Genomic DNA, 20854 nt, shown 5'->3' on the forward strand with positions numbered 1-20854 from the left:
CGAACCGTTGCAGTCGTGAAAAAAAGGCCCGGACGCCTCTGCGTCCGGGCCTTTTTCGTGCGGCATTTCCTGCAAACCGTGTGCGGAATTTCGAAAAACTGTCTTCGGTAGAAGCCTAATTGTCGCGCATCAGCCTCAGCAGGGTGTCGACTTCGTCCTCGCTGTTGAAGGCGTGAACGGAGGCGCGCACCAGGGCATCGAGACCGCGCATCGGCAGGTCGATTCGCGAGGAGGAGGCGGCGGAGACCGAGACATTGACCGAGGCGGCGGCAAGGCGCGCCTTCGTCGCGGCCGGCGCCTCGCCGTCCTTGCGGAAGGTGACGATGCCGCAGCGCCGCCGCCCCTTGTCGTGGACCGTGACGCCGGGGATAGCGGCCAGCCCCGAGCGCAGGGTCTCACCGAGGCCAACGATCCGCGCCTCCAGCCGGCCGGTGCCGGTCGCGACCGCGAGGCGGGCGGCGCGGGCCAGGCCGATCTGGCCGGCGACATAGCGCTCCCAGTTCTCGAAGCGGCGGGCGCCGTCGACCAGGCGGTAGCTGTCGGCGTCGACCCAGTCCGTCGCCTCCAGGTCGACGAAGGGGGGCTCGAGCTGGTCGAGAACCGTGTCGCTGACATAAAGGAAGCCGGTGCCGCGCGGGCCGCGCAGGTACTTGCGCCCGGTGCCCGACAGCATGTGGCAGCCGATACGGGGGACGTCGAGGTCGAGATGGCCGGCCGACTGGCAGGCGTCGAGCAGGTAGAGCAGCCCGTGGCGGCGGGCGATGGCGCCGACCTCCTCGGCCGGATTGACCAGGCCGCCGAAGGTCGGGACATGGGTGAGGGCGATCAGCCGGGTGCGCGGGGTGATCGCCGCCTCGAGCGCGGCAAGGTCGATCTGCCCGTCCGTGTCGTCGTCTATCAGGTCGATCTCGATGCCGGCGCGCGCCTTCATCTGGAGCAGCGCCACATAGTTGGAGACATATTCCGCCCGGCCGGTGATCACCCGGTCGCCGGGGCGGAAGGGGATGGCGTAGAAGGCCATGTCCCAGGCGCGGGTGGCGTTCTCGATATAGGCGATCTCATGCGGCCGGGCGTTGAGCAGCGCGGCGATGGCGGGATGAAAATCGGCGATTGAGGAGGCGGACCTGTCGGCGGCCTCGTAGCCGCCGATTTCCGCCTCAAGATCGAGATGCGCCTTCACCGACTGCAGCACGGTGGCGGAAACCAGGCCGGTTCCCGCGTTGTTGAAGTGCACGCGGGTGGCGACGCCGGGCGTGTCGGCGCGCAGGCGTCGGGTGTCCTCGTCGCACCAGAGGCTCGGGGCGGGGGCGCTGGTCATCGGCGGGCTGATCCTTTAGGCATGGGCGGCGCGTGGCCGTGGAGGCGGGGGCGCGGCAGAACCGGCGCGGCAGAGCAGAAAGGGAACGGCTCCCATGCGGATTACGTATTTCGGCTATGGATCGCTCGTCAACACGAAGACGCTGGGCCCCGAGGCGGTGGCGACGGCGGGAACGCTCGAGGGCTGGCAGCGTGAATGGCGGGCCTGGTGGCCGGCCGATGGCACGGCCGGCGCGCTGTCTTCCTGCACGCTGACGGTGCGCCGCGACCCGCGCTCGGCCATTCGCGGCGTGATGGTGAGCGAGCCGGCCGAGCAGCTTGCCGTGCTCGACCGACGCGAGAGCCGCTATGTGCGCGTTCCCGGTATCGGCCCGAGTTTTCGCGCCGACACCGGCGCGCCGGGCGACGACGCAGCATTTCTCTATGAGGCGGAAACCCAGATCCGGCGGCCGGGCAGCGAGGAACATCCGATCCTGCAAAGCTATCTCGATTGCGTGCTGGCAGGGTTCCACGCCTTCTGGGGCGAGGCGGGAGTGCGTCACTTCCTGGAGACCACCGATGGCTGGGAGGCGCCCGTGCTGGCGGACCGCGACCGGCCCGTCTATCCACGCGCGCAGGCAATCGCACCGGAGCTTCTTGCCCGCTTCGACGCCCTTCTTGCCGAGCTGGGTCTGCGCTACTTTTCGCGCTGAGGCCGGGTTTGCGCGCTCCGCGAACCGACGATGGCGACCGGCCTGGCGCCTGCGCCAATGCGGCGGTTTGCTGTGGCCTCGCGGGGGCACCGCGTGTATAACCCCCTCCACCCGGGGGTTGCGCAATATTTGCAAGACCTTTCGGGCAGACACGAAACTCGCAATCGGAGCTCAGACCCGCAGATACCGAATCTTGCCGCAGGTCGATTTAACGGAGTTGGAGAAATGGCGCAGAACTGGACACCGGACAGCTGGCGGTCGAAGCCGATCGTGCAGGTTCCGGAGTATCGTGATACCGAGGCACTTGCCGAGGTGGAGCGGCGCCTCTTTGACTTTCCGCCGCTCGTTTTTGCAGGTGAGGCGCGCAAACTGACTGCTCAACTCGCCGAAGTCGCCGAAGGACGCGGGTTTCTCCTCCAGGGTGGTGATTGTGCGGAAAGCTTCGCCGAGCACCATGCGGATCACATCCGCGATTTCTTCCGCGTGTTCCTGCAGATGGCGGTGGTGCTCACCTATGCCTCTTCGCAGCCGGTGGTGAAGGTCGGCCGCATCGCCGGTCAGTTCGCCAAGCCACGCTCCTCCCCGATGGAGAAGAAGGGCGACGTCGAGCTGCCGAGCTACCGTGGCGATATCGTCAACGAGATCAGCTTCACGCCGGAATCGCGCGAGCCGGATCCGCAGCGCCAGATCATGGCCTACCGCCAGTCGGCGGCGACGCTGAATTTGCTGCGTGCCTTCGCTCAGGGCGGCTTCGCCAATCTCGATCACGTGCACCGCTGGATGCTGTCCTTCGTCAAGGACAGCCCGCAGAGCCACCGCTATCAGGTGCTGGCTGACCAGATCTCGCAGTCGCTTCACTTCATGCGCGCCTGCGGCATCGACCCGGACACCGCCCCGCAGCTTCGCTCGACGGATTTCTTCACCAGCCACGAGGCGCTGCTGCTCGGCTACGAGCAGGCGATGACGCGCGTCGACAGCACGTCGGGCGACTGGTACGCGACGTCCGGCCACATGCTGTGGATCGGCGACCGCACCCGCCAGCCGGACCACGCGCATGTGGAGTTCTTCCGGGGCATCAAGAACCCGATCGGACTGAAGTGCGGCCCGAGCCTGAAGGCGGACGAGCTGCTGCGCCTGATCGACACGCTCAACCCGGCCAACGAGGCGGGGCGCCTGACGCTGATCTGCCGCTTCGGCGCGGACAAGGTGTTCGAGCACCTGCCGGCGCTGGTGCGCGCGGTCGAGCGCGAGGGGCGCAAGGTGGTGTGGTCCTGCGATCCGATGCATGGCAACACGATCACGGCCAACGGCTACAAGACGCGGCCGTTCGACCGCATCCTGCGCGAGGTCGAGGCCTTCTTCGCCGTCCACCGGGCCGAGGGCAGCTATGCCGGCGGCATCCATATCGAGATGACCGGCAAGAACGTCACCGAATGCACCGGTGGCGCGCGGGCGCTCACGGCCGAGGATCTGGCCGACCGCTACCACACTTACTGCGATCCGCGTCTCAACGCCGAGCAGGCCATCGAGCTGGCCTTCCTCGTCGCGGAGAACGTGCGCAAGGAGCGCGATGCGCGCGAGAGCGACCGCCAGGCGGCCGCCGGCTGAGCAGCCAGGCGCAGCACTGACGACACGCAAGAAAAAGGGGGCGGGCCGGAATGGCCCGCTCCTTTTTGCATGCGTCGCTCTGGTTGCAAAGTTTCTACGCATTTTTGACCGCGTAAAAATACTTAAGGCGGTGAAACGGCAATCGTTTCGTAACGGTTGACTACGTATGTCCCTCTTGCCACTCGACATTTCACAAAGGGACTGCAGACGCAGCGTCGGACTGTCTGCCGGAACCCTTTGCCGCCTTGCGCCATTTCCCGCGCGCCCGCATCGTATTTTTCCGTATCGGGAAGGTTACGTAAGGGAATTTTAATAGGGAATGTGCAGTATTTCAGTATCGCCACTCGGGAGGGACCGAACGGCATGGTTGTGGATATGAGTGAGCTGTCCGTGCTCGTCGTCGATGATAATTCGCACATGCGATCGCTGTTTCGGGCGATCCTCAGCGGGTTCGGCGTCCGACGGGTCTTCGAAGCGGCCGACGGGGCCGATGCCCTGGCCGTCGCGGTCGATCGCAAACCCGATATCGCGATCTGCGACTGGCTGATGACGCCGATCAGCGGCGCCGAATTTCTGACCCTTCTCCGACATGACAGGGGAAACATGATCTCCGAGATACCGGTGATCATGGTCAGCGCCGATGCCCGCCGGCAGGTGATCCTGCGGGCGGCGCAACTTGGCATCGACGAGTTTCTCGCCAAGCCGGTTTCCCCGGCGATGCTGTACCAGCGGATGCTGCGCATTCTGAACAATCCGCCGAAGCGCAGGCGCAAGGGCGGCGAACGGCGCGCGACTCCGGCGCTTGCCGGCGTGGCGCGCAGGGGATCCGGGGCGCAGGCGGAGGTCTGCTATCTCTGAATGCCCGGCTCTGAATGCCCGGACCGACCTCTGATCCCGACACTTGACGGCCGCGCCGTGGGCTGATGCCGGCGCTGGCCAGACGTGCAAGCCGCGTTGCGCTTGCCGGCGGGGCGGGATAAACCGGACGCATGTCTGAAACCTCCCGCACGTCCGGTTCCTCCATGTCCCAGGATCTTGCCGCGACCGGCCGTCTCCGGCTCGCCGTTGCCCAGCTCAACCCCGTCGTCGGCGATGTCGCCGGCAATCTCGCGCTTGTCCGCAAGGCGCGTGCGCGGGCAGCCGAGGAGGGGGCCGACCTTGTGCTCTTCTCCGAACTTTTCCTCTCGGGCTATCCGCCGGAAGACCTTGTCCTGAAGCCGGCCTTTGTCGCCGCCTGCAAGGCGGCGCTGGAGGAGCTTGCGGGGGAGACCGCCGATGGCGGGCCGGGCCTGATCGTCGGGCTTCCCTGGCGGGAGGGTGAACTCCTGCACAATGCGGTGGCGTTGATCGACGGCGGCCGGGTCGTCGGCGTGCGCTTCAAGGTCGACCTGCCGAACTACGGCGAGTTCGACGAGAAGCGCGTGTTCCAGCCGGGCCCGTTGCCGGGCCCGCTCGGCTTTCGCGGCATCCGCCTCGGCGTTCCCGTCTGCGAGGACGCCTGGGGCGAGGAGGTCTGCGAGTGTCTGGCGGAGACCGGAGCGGAGCTGCTGCTGGTGCCGAACGGCTCGCCCTTTCATACCGGCAAGGCGGAGCGCCGCCTGCAGGTGATGGTGGCGCGGGTGGTGGAGACGGATCTGCCGCTGGTCTATTGCAACCAGATCGGTGGGCAGGATGAACTCGTCTTCGACGGGGCATCCTTCGCGCTGCAGGCCGACCGCTCGCTGGCCTTCCAGATGGGCGAGTTCGTCGAGGAGATCGCCATCACCGAATGGCGGCGCGACGGCGAGACCTGGATCTGCGAGAACGGCCCCCGCGTGCCGCTTCCCGACGCCGATGCGGCGAACTGGCAGGCCTGTGTTCTGGGCTTTCGCGACTATGTGGAAAAGAACCGCTTTCCGGGCGTTGTCCTTGGCCTGTCGGGCGGCATCGACAGCGCCGTGGTGGCGGCGATGGCGGTCGATGCACTCGGCGCCGAGCGTGTCCACTGCATCATGCTGCCCTATCGCTACACGTCGACGGAGAGCCTGGCGGATGCCCAGGCCTGCGTCGACGCCATGGGCCTGCGCTATGATGTCGTGCCCATCGCGCCGGCGGTTGAGGGTTTTTCCGAGGCGCTTTCGGGTCTGTTCGCGGGAACCGAGGCCGGCGTGACGGAGGAGAACCTGCAGTCGCGCGCGCGTGGCACGATCCTGATGGCCGTCTCCAACAAGTTCGGCGCCATGGTCGCCACCACCGGCAACAAGTCGGAGATGTCGGTCGGCTACGCCACGCTTTACGGCGACATGAACGGCGGCTTCAACCCGATCAAGGATCTCTACAAGACCGAGGTCTATCGGCTCGCGGCCTGGCGCAACGCCAACCGGCCGGAGGGGCTGAAGGGGCCTGCCGGCATCGTCATCCCGCAAAACATCATCACCAAGGTGCCGACGGCGGAGCTGCGCGAAAACCAGACGGACCAGGATTCGCTGCCACCCTACGAGGTGCTCGACGACATTCTCGAATGCCTTGTCGAGAACGAGATGTCGGTCGGCGAGATCGAGGCGCGCGGACATGACCGCGCGCTGATCCACCGCATCGAGCATCTGCTCTACATCGCCGAATACAAGCGCCGGCAGTCGGCGCCCGGCGTCAAGATCACCCGCAAGAACTTCGGCCGCGACCGCCGCTATCCGATCACCAACCGCTACCGCGACCGCAGCTGAGCGGAAGCGCCCCGCCAACCGGCGTTGCCCGTGCGCCCGGAGACCGTCCGCCATGCGTCTCGACCGCCTGCGGCTTGTCGCGATCCTCGCGCTCGGCCAGATCATCGGCTGGGGCACGACGTTCGACATGCCGGGTGTGCTCGGACGGTCGATCGCCGCCGATCTCGGCATGTCCAACGCGCTCGCCTTTGGCGGACTGACGGCGATGATGCTGGTCGGCGGTCTCTCGGGTCCCGCAACCGGGCGGGCGATCGAGCGGCTTGGCGCGGCGCGGGTGCTTGCCGCCGGCGCGGCGGCGATGGCCGCGGGCCTCGTCGGGCTCAGCGTCGCGCAGGGCCCTGTTGTCTATTACGCTGCCTGGGTCGTTGCCGGCATCGGCGGAGCGTTGGGGCTGTCGGTGCCCGCGCACACGGCCGTGGTCGAGCGGGAAGGGGCGGGCGCCAAGGGCGTCATCGGCCTGCTTATGATCTTCACCGGGGTCTCGGCCGCGGTCTTCTGGCCGCTGTGGAGCCTGGCCGCCGAGGCCTTCGGCTGGCGTAGCGCGCTGCTGATCGGCGCGGCGGCGCAGCTCGCGCTCTGCCCGCTCTATCTCTTCGCCCTGCCGCGCAAGCGCGAGGAGAGTGCGGAAATGCGCGCCGCCTCGCTGGACGAGCCGCTGGTCATGTCGCCGCGCCAATCACGCCTTGCCTTCGCGCTGATCGCGTTTGTCTTCGTTGTCTTCGGGCTGGTGACGACAGGCATCGCCCCCTCGCTCATCGCGCTGCTGCAGGCCTCGGGCGCCTCGCCGGCGCTGGCGCTGCAGCTCGGTTCGCTGCGCTCGCTGCTCGGCATCACCGCGCGGCTGGCCGACATGCTGGCGGGCCGGCGCGCCTCGGCGGTGCTTTCGGGGCTGGTGGCGGCGGGGCTGCTGGCCGGCTCGCCGCTGATCCTGCTGTTCGCCGACGGAGAGGCATCGTTGCTGTTCCTCTTCGTCGCCTTCTACGGATTCGGCTCGGGCATCTCGGCGCTGACGCGCGCGCTCCTGCCGCTGCAGTTCTTCTCCGCCGCGCGCTATGCGCGGGCCGCCGCCAGCCTGTCGCTGCCGACCAATATCGCGATGGCCACGGGGCCTCTGGCGATAACCCTGGTGCTCGACAACGCCGGCGTCGCCGGGGCGGTCGCTGTGACTTGCGGGCTTTCCGCGCTCGCCTTTGCCGCGCTCGTCGTGCTGGTGGCGATCGTGCGGCGGGCGGCGCGGCCGGCGGCGGGCGCAGCAGCGACCCTGCCGGGCTGAGCAAAAACCGCAAGCTTTCGCGGGCTGCGGCTTTCCTTTATGGTCGCAGCCTTCAGCAGACGCGGCGGCGGGCGCTCGGGGGATTGCACTCCCTCCGGCCCGAAACGCCGCCGCCGCAGATCCGCTTCCGGTCATCCGTCCGGCGCAGGCCGTCCGCTCTCGCGTTCCCCCGTTGCGCCGGGGAACTGGGGCACGCGGGCGGGTGCGCGTCTTCCAGGTCGCCTTCATGTCGTTCCTCGCCTTCGTCCGCGCGAACCTCCGCTGGCTTCTCGCCGGCCTGCTGCTGATGTTCTTTTCGAGCTTCGGGCAGACCTATTTTATCTCGCTGGTGGCGGGAGAGTTGCGCGCCACCTTCGACCTTTCGCATGGCGCCTTCGGTGGGCTCTACATGGCGGCGACCCTGTGCTCGGCGCTGTCGCTGACCATCGTCGGCAAGGTCGTCGACACCCGTTCGCTCGCCCTGGTCGCCGTCTGCGTGGTCGCTGGCCTGGCGCTTGCCTCCGCCGGCATGGCCAGCGTCTCCTCCGTGCCGATGCTTTTCGTCGTGCTCTTCGGGCTCAGGCTCTTCGGGCAGGGGATGATGACCCATGTGGCGATGACGGCGATGGGGCGCTGGTACGATGCTCAGCGCGGACGGGCGGTTTCCATCGCTTCGCTCGGCATCCAGTGCGGCGAGGCGACGCTGCCGCTGACTTTCGTGGCGCTCGCGGGCGTGCTCGGCTGGCGCGGCACCTGGTGGCTCGGCGTTGGCGTGCTCGTCGTGGTAGCGCTGCCGGCGCTGCTCATGCTGCTCAAGGTCGAGCGCATTCCGCGCGGGACCGTGCATGTGGACGCCGGGAGGCCCGAGCGGCGGCACTGGACGCGCGGCGAGGTGCTGCGCGACCCGGCCTTCTGGCTGATCTCCGCCGGCACGCTGGCGCCGCCCTTCATCGGCACGACGATCTTCTTCCATCAGATCTACCTGGTGGAGCTGCGCGGCTGGACGCGGGAGCTCTTCGCCTCCGCCTTCGTCGTCAGTTCGACGATGACGATCTGCTTCGCGCTGCTGTCGGGCTGGCTGATCGACCGCTTTTCCGCCGTTCGGCTGCTGCCGACGTTCCTGCTGCCGCTGGGGCTTGCCTGCCTGCTGCTTGCCGGCGTCACCGCACCGGCTGCCGCCTTCGGCTTCATGGCGCTGCTCGGCATGAGCACCGGCGTCAGTTCGACGCTGTTCGGCGCGCTGTGGCCAGAGGTCTACGGCTCGCGCCATCTTGGCGCGATCCGCTCGGTCACTGTCGCGATGATGGTGCTGGCCTCGGCCGTCGGACCGGGGCTCACCGGCTATCTGATCGACATCGGCGTTCCCTACGGGGCGCAGATGGTGGGCATGGCGGTCTATTGTTTCGCCGCCGCGCTTGCCATGACGGCGCTCTCGCGCCGGCTTGTCGCCCGCGCCGCGCAGGATGAACAGGTCGCGGCGGCGTGAACGGGCATCACGCCGGAAATCGTGAAAATCCCCACGACGGGGAGTAGCGGGAGACGGCGGAAATGCTCTAGGAAGAGCCCATGACCGTCACCGTTCGATTTGCCCCGTCGCCCACCGGCTTTCTCCATATCGGCAACGCCCGGCCGGCGCTGATGAACTGGCTCTTCGCCCTGCGCGAGGGCGGGCGCTTCATCCTGCGCTACGACGATACCGACAGGGAGCGTTCGACGCAGGCGTTTGCCGACGCCATCGCCGGCGATCTCGACTGGCTCGGCATCCGCCCGCACGAGAGCTTCCGCCAGTCGGAACGGATCGCGCTCTATGACGCGGCGGCGGCGAGGCTGAAGGCGGCGGGCCTGCTCTATGCCTGCTACGAGACGGCGGATGAACTGGAGCGCCGCCGCGCCCGCGCCCGCGCGCTTGGCCGGCCGCCGGTCTACGACCGCGCCGGGCTGAAGCTCACCGACGCGGACCGGGCGAAGCTCGAGGCCGAAGGACGGGTCGCGCACTGGCGCTTCCTGCTGCCGAACTTCGAGACCGACCCTTTTGAGACCCGCCGCACGGAAGTCTCCTGGGACGACCTGTGCCGGGGCGCGCAGAGCGTCGATCTCGCCTCGCTGTCCGATCCGGTGCTGATCCGCGAGGACGGCACCTATCTCTACACGTTGCCCTCCATCGTCGATGACATCGCCGCTGGCGTCAGCCATGTCATTCGCGGCGAGGATCACGTCGCCAACACCGCCGTGCAGATTGCGATCTTCCAGGCGCTGGAGGCGACACCGCCGGTGTTTGCCCATCACAACCTGCTGACCACGGTCTCCGGCGAGGGGCTCTCCAAGCGCAAGGGCGCGCTGTCGCTGCGCTCGCTCAAGGAGGAGGGCGTCGAGCCGATGGCGGTCGCCTCGCTGGCGGTGCTGACCGGCACGAGCCACGCCATCGAGCCTGCGGAGAGCCTCGCGGCGCTGGCCGGCATGATCGAGCTTGCCGATGTCTCGCGGTCCTCCGCCAAGTTCGACCCCTCCGACTTGCGCCCGCTCAACGCCCGGCTGGTGCACGCGCTCGCCTTCGACGCGGTGGCCGAGCGGCTCGCGGAGCTGGGCGTAGGCGGCGGTGCGGCGTTCTGGCTGGCGGTTCGGGAGAATTGCGAGATCGTCGCGGATGCGGCGCGCTGGTGGAAGGCCGTCGACGCGCCGGCACGGGTGGCACCCGATGCGGGGGATGCGGACTATCTGGCTCTTGCCGCGCGGACGCTGCCGCACGAGCCCTGGGACGAAACGACCTGGGGGGCGTGGACCGCCGCGCTCAAGGCCGAAAGCGGGCGCAAGGGCAAAGCGCTGTTCCTGCCGCTGCGCAAGGCGCTGACCGGTGAGGACCACGGACCGGACATGAAGCGGCTGCTGCCGCTCATTGGGCGATGTAATAGCGTGGCCCGACTATCCTGACAGCGCGGTCCTGAGCGTCGGAGGCGGTCTGGGAAACAGCTGTCTGGGGAACATTGGCCGGCTGCGGCGCGGGCAGATCGATTTCCGCTTCCGGTTCGGACCGCGTTCGCCCGAGCACCGGCAGAACGGCAGGGCGCGCCAGCGCCGCATAGCCCAATTCGATGTTCATCCGCGTGTCGGGGTCGGCACCGTCGGGAACCTGCGCGGACACGCGGTCCAGCCCGGGCGCGGAAAGCGCGGAGCGCATGCTGTCGAGGCCGAAGCCGGCAGAGCCTTCGCCCTGCCTCAGGCTGTCCAGCGCCAGATCGTCGCCGCTGCGGGTGAGGCTGGCCAGCGACTGCCGGCCGTTGCCGGCCGACCTGCATCCGCAATCCGAGACATAGGTGGTGCGGAAGCGGTTGGCGTTGGGCAGGTCGGCGTAGGGCGTGCCGTCGAGCGCGACGAGGTTTTCCGCCGTTTCTCCCGGATTTCGATGCACGAAGAGCTGGGTGTCGGCGCCGGGGCAGCGGGCGCGGCAGATCGCCGAATCCCGCCCGAAACCTTGCTCGCCAGTGGCGAAACTGACCGGGAAATAGAAGCCGTCGCAGATGCGCACGCACACCGTGCGATAGGTGGTGCCGTCGCCGCCGCGCGTCGTCAGCGGCACGGACATGTGGTCTCCGCCGCCGGAATGCTCGATGCGGACCCGCGACCGGACCGCCGGTTGGTCTCCGGAGGACACGGCGACCGGCTGACCGCGCTCGCGGCTGGAAATGCCGAGAAAGGCCAGCAACCCGCCGCCGTCGCCGGACCGGCGCGCGGAGGTTGTTGCTGCCGGTCGCTCGTTGCAGCCGTTACGCCTCATGTCGCGCGCCACGCGCTTGCGTCGCGCGGCGGTTCCGGTGTCGGCATGACGGTCGCGCTGGCGCTCGATGGCGCGCAGGTTCGAACGCATGCGCTTGATCTTGGTGGCAAGGGACGCGCAGGAGGCGGAGCTGCCGGAGGCGCAGCCGAGCAGGCGGGCGTCGCGTTCGGCGAGCGACAGCGCCGAGGACTGCTCGCGCGCGGCCTTCTGCCACTTGCGGTACTGGGGGGATTGGCCGGAAGCAGCCGAAAGGCGCGCCAGGTCGGCCGACAGGGTGGCGCAACTGGCGGCAAGCGCGGGCAAGGGGGCGAGAGACAACGCTGCCACGACCAGACCCGCCGCGACAAGCCCGCTGCCGCGGGCCGCCGTGCTCCGGTCGGCCGAATTCGCTCGCCTGCTCGCCATAACTGGTCGCATTCCCCGGTTGCGGTCTCTTCGTCGCGCTGTGCACGTGCCCAATTGGCGATGCGGTGCGCGCCAGAAACCGGCTGGCTCGGATGGAGACCAGCGCCGAAAGGCAAATGGTGGCACCGCGACGCGGGCGGTTGTTTTGCCCTGCGCGCGGTGCCCCGGCTCCTGTCCTGTGCCGCGACTATGACGCCGGCGCGCTCGGGAACACAAGGAAACCCTCCAATTTTAGTAAATCGCGACCTAACGCAGGGTTCGGCGGCTGCGGCGCCGGGCCGCCTTGCGCGGTGTCTTCGGGCGTGGCACTGATGGCGCCGCGCTGGCCCCTTGCCGGCAGCCCTCTCGTTCGCCGGAGCCAACGTCCCGCATGACCAGCCAGCCCGCCCAGTCCAGGCCGCAAAGCGGCGCGCTCATTCTCACCGTGCTCAGCCACGTGATGGTGCTGCCGGTGGCCAGTGCCTTCCTGCCCGCGTACATCTCTCATCGCGGCTGGTCGACTGAAACATCCGTGCTGGTCATGGTCGGCATCTATGCCGCACTGGTGCTGGTGCTGCACGGGTTGGCCTGGCGCTCGGCGCGGCGCAACGGCGAGCGCCGGCTGGCCATCGGGATCCTTGCGCTCATGGTGCTCAGCTTCGCCTCGATCGCGCTGCTGGCGACGCCGTCGCCCCTGGTCGCGATCATTCATGTGGTCGGTTTGCTGTTCTTCTGAGCGAGGCGGTTTTCCGGGGGCGGGCGCGTCCCCATATGGAAAGCGACAGCAAGGAGATCTCCCGGATGAAACGTCAATTGCGTCTTGCCGCCGCCGCCGCGTTCCTCGCGGTGGCCAGTGTCGCGGCCGTCGGCCTCGTGCAGCCCGCCGCCGCCCAGGACGAGCCGGACCTGATTTTCAAGAAGTCGACGGTCTGGAAACTGCTCACCCCGGACCACAAGCTGGCCACCTATGCGATCGATGACCCGCTGGTGGAGGGCGTTGCCTGCCATTTCACCGTTCCCGAAAAGGGCGGTGTTTCGGGCTGGCTGGGCGTTGCCGAGGAGGTTTCCGACATCTCGCTCGCCTGCCGGCAGGTCGGGCCGGTGAGCTTCAAGGGCAAGTTCGAGCAGGGCGACGAGATGTTCCGCCAGCGCCGCTCGTTCATGTTCAAGAAGATGCGGATCGTGCGCGGATGCGACGCGAAGCGCAACGTGCTCGTCTATCTGGTCTATTCAGACAAGATCATCGAGGGCAGCCCGAAGAATTCCACCTCGACGGTGCCGATCATGCCGTGGGGCGGCTCGGATGCGCCGCGCTGCGCGGATTGGCTCGACTGACGGGCGACGGCGGTTATTCCGCCGCCGCCTCCGCGGGAGCGCTCTCGTCCGTCGGGCAGAAGTGCTTTTGCAGCAGCGACAGAACGTCCTGGGCCATCTCGCTTTCGAGTGTGTAGTAGATGGTGGTTCCGTCGCGCCGCGTGCGGACCAGCCCCTGGGCGCGGAGCAGGGCGAGCTGCTGCGATACGGTCGGCATGCGCATGCCGGTGAGTTCGGCGAGCTGGCCGACGCTGGTCTCGCCGCCGGCCATGTGGCACAGCAGCATCAGCCGCGGACCCGAGGCCAGCATCTTGAGAAATCCCGCCGCCTCCTCCGCCTTCTCCTGAAGCGCGTTGATCATGAAAATCCTTCCTGAACACACGAAAACGCTCCAGGGGGCCCGTCCGGTTCCCTGATGCGTTCGTGTGTCGTCCGACCCCTTACCCGGATCTCGATCCGGGTGCCCCGCCGCCCCTGCGAAGCGGCAATAAGTGGACATTAGATTGCAAGCATTCTTGGTATGCAAGATATCAGCGAATGCTAAAAGATGAAACGCTCTGATTTAATGTGAACGGTGTGTCAGCAGGGCAGGTGGCCGAGGCGCAGCCGCCAATCACGGAGGCGTGGCGATCGCCGGACTGCCGGTCCGCTCCGGCAAGGACAAAGGCGGCGACCGGGGCCAGCAGCAGGGCGCACAGCACGGTTGCTCCGAGCATGGGGCCGATTAGCGACCGCAGGGACGTGGTGCGCGGTGCGGTCGGGGTGGCGAAAGAACGGGTCATGGCACTGGTCTCCGGTACGCAGGAGGCTTCGAACATGACCGGATGATGCCAGGGCGGGCCTGAACCCGTCCTGAGAGGGGTCTTTATCTGTCGTTCAGAAACGTGAAGGCGGTCGCAAGCGCCCGCCCTTGCGATAGGCCAGAGGATCGGCCCACCGCCTGCGGCGCTGCCCGCAAGGCCGTCTTCGGCATGTCTGACATGGCACAAATACGCATTTCTTCATTTTGCAGTGCAGCAATCATATTGGACCCGGCCTGTGAATTCTCGCAGGGTTTCCCGGTTGGACCAGGTGCGCGGCGTTCAGGCAAGGCACGCGGCGCCGTCAACCGCGGAGAGGGTCATGCTTGAAACTGTCGAGAAGACATCCGTCTACCAGCCCGAGCAGAAGGGGCTCGCGTTCCCGACCGAGCGTGAATTCGCCAGCGTCGAGGACGAGCGGCGGCACCGGAAGGAACGGCTGGTGATTGCCTGTCGGGCCTTCGCGCGCGAGGGCTATGACTACGGCTTCGCCGGCCATCTCACGGTTCGCGATCCAGAGCGACCGGAGCTGTTCTGGACCAACCCGATGGCGGTCCATTTCCAGGACGTTCGCGTCTCCAGTCTCGCGCTGGTCGACCATTCCGGCTGTGTCGTGGAAGGCAGCCATGCGGTCAATCGGGCCGGGTTCGTCCTGCATGCGAATGTGCACAAGGCGCATCCCGACATCGTGTCCATGTGCCACGCCCACACGGAAGCCGGCACCGCCTTTGCGTCATTGGGGCGCAGCCTGCGACCTCTGACGCAGGATTCCTGCGCCTTCTTTGAGGACCATGTGGTGATCACGGAGGAGGCCGGCGCCGCGGCGCTCGAAGACAAGGCCGGGGTGAATGTGGCGCAGGCCTTTCGCGGGGTGAAGGCGGCGATCCACGCAAATCACGGTTTGCTGACGGCCAGCCGGCATTCCGTCGATGCAGCGGCCTTCTGGTTCATCGCGATGGAGCGGTGCTGCAGGCAGGAGCTTCTGGTCGACGCGACCGGCAGGGAGCCGGTTCTGGTGAGCCAGGAGCGGGCGCGCTACAGCCGCAAGCATGTCGGGTCGGACTATATCGGCTGGCTGCATTTCCAGCCGATCGCCGAGCATTTGTTGCGCAGCCAGCCGGACATGCTCGACTGAGCCTTGCTGCCTGGCCGGAGCGGATGGGGCGCCCCGGCGCGGCAGCGCAGGCGAGACGGGCGCGACAGCCAAGGCGCGCCCGTCCGTTTTTCAAAGAGGGGTCCGGCGGCGTGCCTCGATCGCCTTGGCCAGCACCGTGTCGCGGCCGTAGACGTCGCGGCGGAAGTTCACCGATCCGTCCTTGTTCACCCAGGCGGTGAGATAGGTGAGATGCACCGGAACCGGCGTCTTCAGCTTGATCACCCGGCGGTCGCCGGTGTCGCGCGCCTGAAGCAGCTTCGCCTTGTTCCAGCCGTCGGGACCGAGGAGGACGGCGCCCAGGTCAAACGGGTTCTCGGTGCGGATGCAGCCATGGCTGAAGGAGCGTTGGGCCTGCGAGAACAGCGCCTTGGACGGCGTGTCGTGAATGTAGATGTTGAACTTGTTCGGGAACATGAACTTGATGCGCCCGAGCGCGTTGGAACTGCCGGGATCCTGGCGCAGCGTGAAAGGAAACTTGCCCGTCCCGTAGCTGCCCCAGGAGACCGACCAGGGGTCGACCTCGCGGTTGCCGGAAAAGATCCGGATGCCCTTGCCGGCGAGCGCGCCGGGGTTCTTGCGCAACTGCGGCAGGTATTCCTTCGTGGCGATGGAGTAGGGCACCGTCCAGTACGGGTTCACCTCCGCGTAGGTGATCTTGTCGGAGAACACCGGCGTGGCGTGATAGGGCTTGCCGACCACGACGCGGGCGGTGTGGATCGTCTTGTCGTCGTCCACGACCTTCAGCGTCTGGTCGGCCAGGTTGACGAAGACGTAGCGGGCGCCGAGATCGTCGGGCATCCAGCGCCGGCGCTCCATGTTCAGCTCCATCTGGGCGACCCGCTCGGCGATCGGCACGTTGATCTCGGCCAGCGTGTTCTTGCCGATCACGCCGTCGACATCGAGGCCGTGACGTTCCTGGAAGAGCTTCACCGCCTCGACCAGCGTGCCGTCGTAGACGTCGCCCGTGTGGCTCGCGGGCGCGAGGAGGTCTTCCTCGACAAGGCGGGCGCGCAAGGCCTCGAGGCGCGGATCGGTCATGCCGGGCTTCAGCGTCTGGCCGCCCGGCACGACGGTGAACCCGCCGGCGGCCGCCTTCGCCCGCCAGACGGCGAGGGACTGCTTCAGGCGGGCGTAGTTGGGCGTGTTGGGCGACAGGCTGTCGAGCGCGAGGCTGAAGTCCTCGCCGCTGTCGATGAAGTCGAGCAGCACGGAGGGGTCTGGCGCCTTGGGGAAGATGTTGAGCGACTTGTTGACCTCGTTCGGCTTCACGCGGCCCGAGGTCAGGTGGTTGGCATAGGTGACGAACGTATCGGAGAGCGTCACCTCCAGCCTGGCGAGGTCGTCGTCGGAGGCGGCGGCCGAAGCCAGACGCGCGAGGCCGTCGGCATCATACTCGCGCGGGTCGAGCGCATCGTCGGCGGAGGAGGCAAAGGCGGCGATCAGCCGCTGGCCGTTCGGGTTGAGACCTTCCGCGCTGACCCAGAGCGGCTGGAACACGCGGGCCCGGTAGAAGCCCGCGACGCCGAGATCGGCCTCCTCGCCCGAGCCGGCGCTGTAGGCGGCGTCGAGCATCGGCGCGGGGGCGGTGGCGAGATAGCGCTCGATCGCGCGCGACAGCGGGTCGGCCGGACGCACCTCGTTGGGCGTGACCACGGGGGCGGCGACGGCTCCGCCCGCCGGCGCCTGTCCGGCCGCCGGCGTCTGCGCAAGGGCGAGGCCCGGTGCGATGGCAAGGAAAAGAGCCGTCGCCACGGTGGGCACGAGGAAGCGGGAAGGGGCGGGAATCATTGGCAACTCCTCCGAAGAAATCTGCTGCGCATATTACACAGCCCAATGCGCGCCGACGAGGCGTGTCGTATGTCACGAAAGCGCCGTTTTGGCTCGAAAAGAGCCGATTTGCATACTTGACCGAGCCGTGCAAACCGGTCAGAACGAAAGCATGAAGAAGGCCATGCGGACCCAGATTTCGATCCTCATTATTTGCAGCTAGCGACAAAGCTGGCTGTGGCCGTTCCCCTCATGCTCGATGCTCCTCCGCCCAGGAGGTGAGACGGACGCCCAGGCCAGCCGGCCAGGAGGCGACCAGACATGACGTCGAAGCATCAGTTGAAGCTCACCAACACGCTGTCCCGCACGAAAGAGGATTTCGTGCCGGAGGATCCGTCGAACGTGCGGATGTATGTGTGCGGACCGACGGTCTATGACTACGCCCATATCGGCAATGCCCGGCCCGTGGTGGTGTTCGACACGCTCTACCGGCTGCTGCGCCATCTCTACGGTGCCGACCATGTCACCTATGCGCGCAACATCACCGACGTCGACGACAAGATCAACGCGCGCGCGGCCGCGGAGGGCGTGACGATCCGTGATCTCACCGAGCGCACCGCCGCGCAGTATCACGCCGACATGGCCGCGCTCGGCGCGCTGTCGCCGGACGTGGAGCCGCGCGCGACCGAGCACATCGAGGACATGAAGGCGATGATCGAGCGCCTGGTCGCCACGGGACATGCCTATGTGGCGGAGGGACATGTGCTCTTCGACGTCGGCTCGATGGAAGACTACGGCCGGCTGTCCGGCCGCTCTCTCGACGACATGCGCGCCGGTGCCCGCGTCGAGGTCGCCCCCTACAAGAAGGGGGCGATGGACTTCGTGCTGTGGAAGCCCTCGAAGGAAGGCGAGCCCGGCTGGCCGAGCCCCTGCGGGATCGCGGAGCCCGGCCGCCCCGGCTGGCACATCGAGTGTTCCGCCATGGCCGCGCGCCACCTCGGCGAGACCTTCGACATCCACGGCGGCGGCATCGACCTGGTGTTCCCGCACCACGAGAACGAGGTTGCCCAGTCGCGTTGCAGCCACGGCTCGCAGGTGATGGCGCGCTACTGGCTGCACAACGGCTTCCTGCAGGTGGAAGGCGAGAAGATGTCGAAGTCGCTCGGCAACTTCATCACCGTCCATGAGTTGCTCGAAACCGACAAGGTCGGCGGCCGGCGCTGGGCGGGCGCAGCCATCCGCCTGGTGCTCACCATGAGCCATTACCGCCAGCCGCTGGACTTCACCGAGAAGGCGCTGGAGGAGGCGACTGCCCTGCTCACGCGCTGGGCGGCGACGCTGGACAAATGCGGCCTCGACGGCGCGCCCGGCGAGGCGGCGGCCGCGCTTCCCGATGATCTGATCGAGGCGCTTTGCGACGATATCAACACGCCGCGCGCGCTGGCCGTGCTGCACCGGCTTGCCCGCGAGGCGCGTGGCGGCGACGTCGACGCCGGCCGCGGGCTGGCGGCATCACTTGCTTTCCTCGGGCTGGATCTCTCGGGCGTGCGCGCCGCCGCCGAGGAGGCGCGCGAGGTCGCGGCCGATCCGGCGCTCGCCGCCCGCGTCGACGGGCTGATCGCCGAGCGCAAGGCGGCCCGCGAGGCCAAGGACTGGGGCGAGGCCGATCGCATCCGCGACCTGCTCGCCGCCGAGGGCGTCGTGCTCAAGGACACGCGGGACAAGGCGACCGGCGAAGTCGAGACAAGCTGGGAGGTGGCGCAGTGAGCGCGAGCGAAAACGGATCGCATTCGGGCGGGTGCCAGTGCGGCGCCGTACGCTTCCGGGTGCGCGGCGCGCTGGGACGGGCCTCGGTCTGCCATTGCCGCATGTGCCAGAAGGCGGTGGGCGGGTTCTTCGCGCCGCTTGTCAACCTGAGGCGCGACCAGCTCACCTGGACGCGCGGGGAGCGGGCGATCTATCACTCTTCCAATCACGTCTCGCGCGGCTTTTGCGCCGCCTGCGGCACGCCGCTGAGCTACGAGGAGCCGGGTGAGATGATGGCCCTGTCCATCGGGGCCTTCGACCGGCCGCAGGATATTGCGCCGACGGTGCAGTACGGCATCGAGGCGAAGCTTGGCTTCGTCGATGACCTCGCCGGCCTGCCCGCGCGCACGACGCTCGACGATCTGGCGGAGGCGCCGTTCCTCAGCGACATCCACTCCAACCAGCATCCCGACCACGACACGCAGAGCTGGCCGCCGGCCGACCGACCGACTGACTAACCGACCCGCAACCGACTGCCTCGCGCGACCGGAAACGCAAGAAGACGCAAGATCATCCGCACGCGGGACATTTCACGCCGCCACAAGCCTTCACCAGCAGGCTGCGGCACGTGGACTGTCCGGCAGATCACTGACATGCCGACCGAAAAACCGCCCGCAAGGGAGCGGGCCGGCCGCACCACCCCAGGACACGCATCATGACCCGCGAACGCCTCACCCTGTTCGACACCACCCTGCGCGACGGGGCGCAGACGGCCGGCATCGACTTTTCGGTGGAGGAGAAGATCGCCGTCGCCGACCTGCTGGAGCGGCTCGGTGTCGACTATGTCGAGGGCGGCTATCCGGGCGCCAATCCGACCGACAGCGCCTTCTTCTCCGAAAAGCGCACCCGGCGCGCCACCTTCACCGCCTTCGGCATGACCAAGCGGGCAGGGCGCTCTGCGGCCAACGACCCGGGACTGGCGGCGCTGCTCGCGTCCTCCGCCGATGCGATCTGTCTCGTCGCCAAGAGCTGGGACTACCATGTGCGCGTCGCGCTCGGGTGCACCAATGAGGAAAATCTGGAGAGCATCCGCGAGAGTGTCGAGGCGGTGTGCGCCAGCGGCCGCGAGGCGATGATCGACTGCGAACATTTCTTCGATGGCTACAAGGCCAATCCGGATTATGCGCTGGCCTGCGCGCGCACCGCCTATGAGGCCGGCGCGCGCTGGGTGGTGCTGTGCGACACCAACGGCGGCACGCTGCCGGGCGAGGTGGCGTTGATCGTGCGCGCGGTGAGTGATCATGTTCCCGGCGACCGGCTGGGCATCCATGCGCATGACGACACCGGCCACGCGGTCGCCAATTCTCTTGCCGCGATCGAGGCGGGCGTGCGCCAGGTTCAGGGCACGCTCAACGGCATCGGCGAGCGCTGCGGCAACGCCAATCTCGTCACGCTGATCCCGACGCTGATCCTCAAGGAACCCTATCGCTCGCGCTTCGAACTGACGCCTGACGAGGCCTCGCTCGCCGACATCACGCCGATCTCGCGCGCCTTTGACGAGATCATCAACCGTTCGCCGGACCGGCACGCGCCCTATGTCGGCGCGAATGCCTTTGCCACCAAGGCCGGCATCCACGCCTCGGCGCTGCTCAAGGAACCTGAGACCTACGAGCACATCCCGCCGGAGACGGTGGGCAACCGACGCCGGGTGCTGGTCTCCGACCAGGCCGGAAAGTCCAATCTGATCGGCGAGCTGAAGCGGCTCGGCATCGCCGTCGAGAAGAGCGATCCGCGCCTCGACGGGTTGCTCAGCGACGTGAAGGAACGCGAGGCGCTGGGGTATGCCTATGAGGCGGCCGATGCCTCGTTCGAGCTGCTTGCCCGCCGCCGGCTGGGAGAGGTTCCCTCCTTCTTCGACGTGCAGTCGTTCCGCGTGATGGTGGAGCGGCGGTTCAACGCCATCGGCGAGCTTGTCACCGTCTCCGAGGCGGTGGTGAAGGTCGACATCGACGGCGAAACGCGCATGTCGGTTGCCGAGGGCAACGGCCCTGTCAACGCGCTCGACAACGCGCTGCGCAAGGATCTCGGACGCTATCAGTCGGTGATCGACGAGATGGAGTTGTCCGACTTCAAGGTGCGTATCCTCAACGGCGGCACGGACGCGGTGACGCGCGTCCTGATTGAGAGCCAGAATCTTCGCACGCACAAGCGCTGGTTCACGATCGGCGTTTCGGGCAATATCGTCGATGCGTCGTTCCAGGCGCTGATCGATTCCCACACTTATACGCTCCTCAAGGCCGGCTGCCGCTAGGCAGGGCCCGTGCCGGGGCATCGGACGGACAAC

General features: G+C 67.6%; 18 protein-coding genes. 13 read left to right on the forward strand and 5 right to left on the reverse strand.

The annotated features are described in order from the left end of the window. Positions 1-115: 115 nt before the first annotated feature. A complete protein-coding gene (locus ACN0WF_RS17605) occupies positions 116-1318 on the reverse strand; it encodes an aminotransferase class V-fold PLP-dependent enzyme (RefSeq protein WP_417774077.1) in 1203 nt (400 codons plus the stop codon). Between the two features lie 94 nt (positions 1319-1412). On the opposite strand from ACN0WF_RS17605, the gene ACN0WF_RS17610 reads away from it, so the two are divergent. The 7 genes from ACN0WF_RS17610 (at position 1413) to ACN0WF_RS17640 (ending at position 10499) form a co-directional block, all read left to right on the forward strand. Next, positions 1413-2009: a gamma-glutamylcyclotransferase family protein gene (locus tag ACN0WF_RS17610; RefSeq protein WP_417774078.1), complete on the forward strand. Its 597-nt coding sequence runs from the start codon at positions 1413-1415 to the stop codon at positions 2007-2009. 225 nt (positions 2010-2234) lie between these two features. Next, positions 2235-3617: a class II 3-deoxy-7-phosphoheptulonate synthase gene (locus ACN0WF_RS17615; RefSeq protein ID WP_417774079.1), complete on the forward strand. Its 1383-nt coding sequence runs from the start codon at positions 2235-2237 to the stop codon at positions 3615-3617. 237 nt (positions 3618-3854) lie between these two features. Continuing rightward, positions 3855-4475 carry a response regulator gene (locus ACN0WF_RS17620; RefSeq protein WP_417774080.1) on the forward strand — a complete coding sequence of 207 codons (621 nt, stop codon included), beginning with the start codon at positions 3855-3857 and terminating at the stop codon, positions 4473-4475. 164 nt (positions 4476-4639) lie between these two features. Beyond that, positions 4640-6319: an NAD+ synthase gene (locus ACN0WF_RS17625; RefSeq protein ID WP_417774118.1), complete on the forward strand. Its 1680-nt coding sequence runs from the start codon at positions 4640-4642 to the stop codon at positions 6317-6319. A 52-nt stretch (positions 6320-6371) separates the two neighbouring features. Continuing rightward, positions 6372-7592, forward strand: coding sequence for an MFS transporter (locus tag ACN0WF_RS17630; protein ID WP_417774081.1), 1221 nt, complete (start codon positions 6372-6374; stop codon positions 7590-7592). 226 nt (positions 7593-7818) lie between these two features. Next, positions 7819-9057 (forward strand): MFS transporter, encoded by a 1239-nt coding sequence (locus tag ACN0WF_RS17635; RefSeq protein WP_417774082.1) that lies wholly within the window; start codon positions 7819-7821, stop codon positions 9055-9057. An 80-nt stretch (positions 9058-9137) separates the two neighbouring features. Then, positions 9138-10499, forward strand: a complete 1362-nt coding sequence (locus tag ACN0WF_RS17640) for a glutamate--tRNA ligase (RefSeq protein ID WP_417774083.1) — start codon at positions 9138-9140, stop codon at positions 10497-10499. Here ACN0WF_RS17640 and ACN0WF_RS17645 read toward each other — a convergent pair. Further along, complete coding sequence (locus tag ACN0WF_RS17645; RefSeq protein ID WP_417774084.1) at positions 10462-11748, reverse strand: DUF2865 domain-containing protein; 1287 nt, start codon at positions 11746-11748, stop codon at positions 10462-10464. The genes ACN0WF_RS17640 and ACN0WF_RS17645 overlap by 38 nt on opposite strands. Positions 11749-12118: 370 nt before the next feature. On the opposite strand from ACN0WF_RS17645, the gene ACN0WF_RS17650 reads away from it, so the two are divergent. Continuing rightward, positions 12119-12463 (forward strand): hypothetical protein, encoded by a 345-nt coding sequence (locus ACN0WF_RS17650; RefSeq protein WP_417774085.1) that lies wholly within the window; start codon positions 12119-12121, stop codon positions 12461-12463. A 65-nt stretch (positions 12464-12528) separates the two neighbouring features. Then, on the forward strand, positions 12529-13062 hold the full coding sequence (locus ACN0WF_RS17655) for a CreA family protein (RefSeq protein ID WP_417774086.1): 534 nt from the start codon (positions 12529-12531) through the stop codon (positions 13060-13062). A 13-nt stretch (positions 13063-13075) separates the two neighbouring features. On the opposite strand, the gene ACN0WF_RS17660 is transcribed toward ACN0WF_RS17655, so the two are convergent. Both ACN0WF_RS17660 and ACN0WF_RS17665 read right to left on the reverse strand, forming a co-directional pair. Beyond that, complete coding sequence (locus ACN0WF_RS17660; protein ID WP_417774087.1) at positions 13076-13402, reverse strand: ArsR/SmtB family transcription factor; 327 nt, start codon at positions 13400-13402, stop codon at positions 13076-13078. Between the two features lie 169 nt (positions 13403-13571). Beyond that, positions 13572-13823, reverse strand: coding sequence for a hypothetical protein (locus tag ACN0WF_RS17665; protein ID WP_417774088.1), 252 nt, complete (start codon positions 13821-13823; stop codon positions 13572-13574). A 340-nt stretch (positions 13824-14163) separates the two neighbouring features. On the opposite strand from ACN0WF_RS17665, the gene ACN0WF_RS17670 reads away from it, so the two are divergent. After that, a complete protein-coding gene (locus ACN0WF_RS17670; RefSeq protein ID WP_417774089.1) occupies positions 14164-14976 on the forward strand; it encodes a class II aldolase/adducin family protein in 813 nt (270 codons plus the stop codon). Between the two features lie 90 nt (positions 14977-15066). Here the strand turns inward: ACN0WF_RS17670 and ACN0WF_RS17675 are convergent, their stop codons facing one another. Continuing rightward, positions 15067-16785, reverse strand: a complete 1719-nt coding sequence (locus ACN0WF_RS17675) for a L,D-transpeptidase family protein (protein WP_417774090.1) — start codon at positions 16783-16785, stop codon at positions 15067-15069. Between the two features lie 300 nt (positions 16786-17085). Between ACN0WF_RS17675 and cysS the strand changes: the two genes are divergently transcribed. From cysS to cimA, 3 genes are all read left to right on the forward strand, one after another. Continuing rightward, on the forward strand, positions 17086-18531 hold the full coding sequence (gene cysS, locus ACN0WF_RS17680; RefSeq protein WP_417774091.1) for a cysteine--tRNA ligase: 1446 nt from the start codon (positions 17086-17088) through the stop codon (positions 18529-18531). After that, the gene (locus tag ACN0WF_RS17685) at positions 18528-19028 is read left to right on the forward strand and encodes a GFA family protein (protein WP_417774092.1); all 501 of its coding nucleotides are present in this window, start codon (positions 18528-18530) and stop codon (positions 19026-19028) included. The genes cysS and ACN0WF_RS17685 overlap by 4 nt, the downstream gene beginning before the upstream one ends. Before the next feature lie 197 nt (positions 19029-19225). Beyond that, complete coding sequence (cimA, locus tag ACN0WF_RS17690; RefSeq protein ID WP_417774093.1) at positions 19226-20821, forward strand: citramalate synthase; 1596 nt, start codon at positions 19226-19228, stop codon at positions 20819-20821. The last annotated feature ends 33 nt before the right edge of the window (positions 20822-20854 follow it).

The organism is Stappia sp. (assembly GCF_048268045.1).
Lineage (GTDB): Bacteria > Pseudomonadota > Alphaproteobacteria > Rhizobiales > Stappiaceae > Stappia.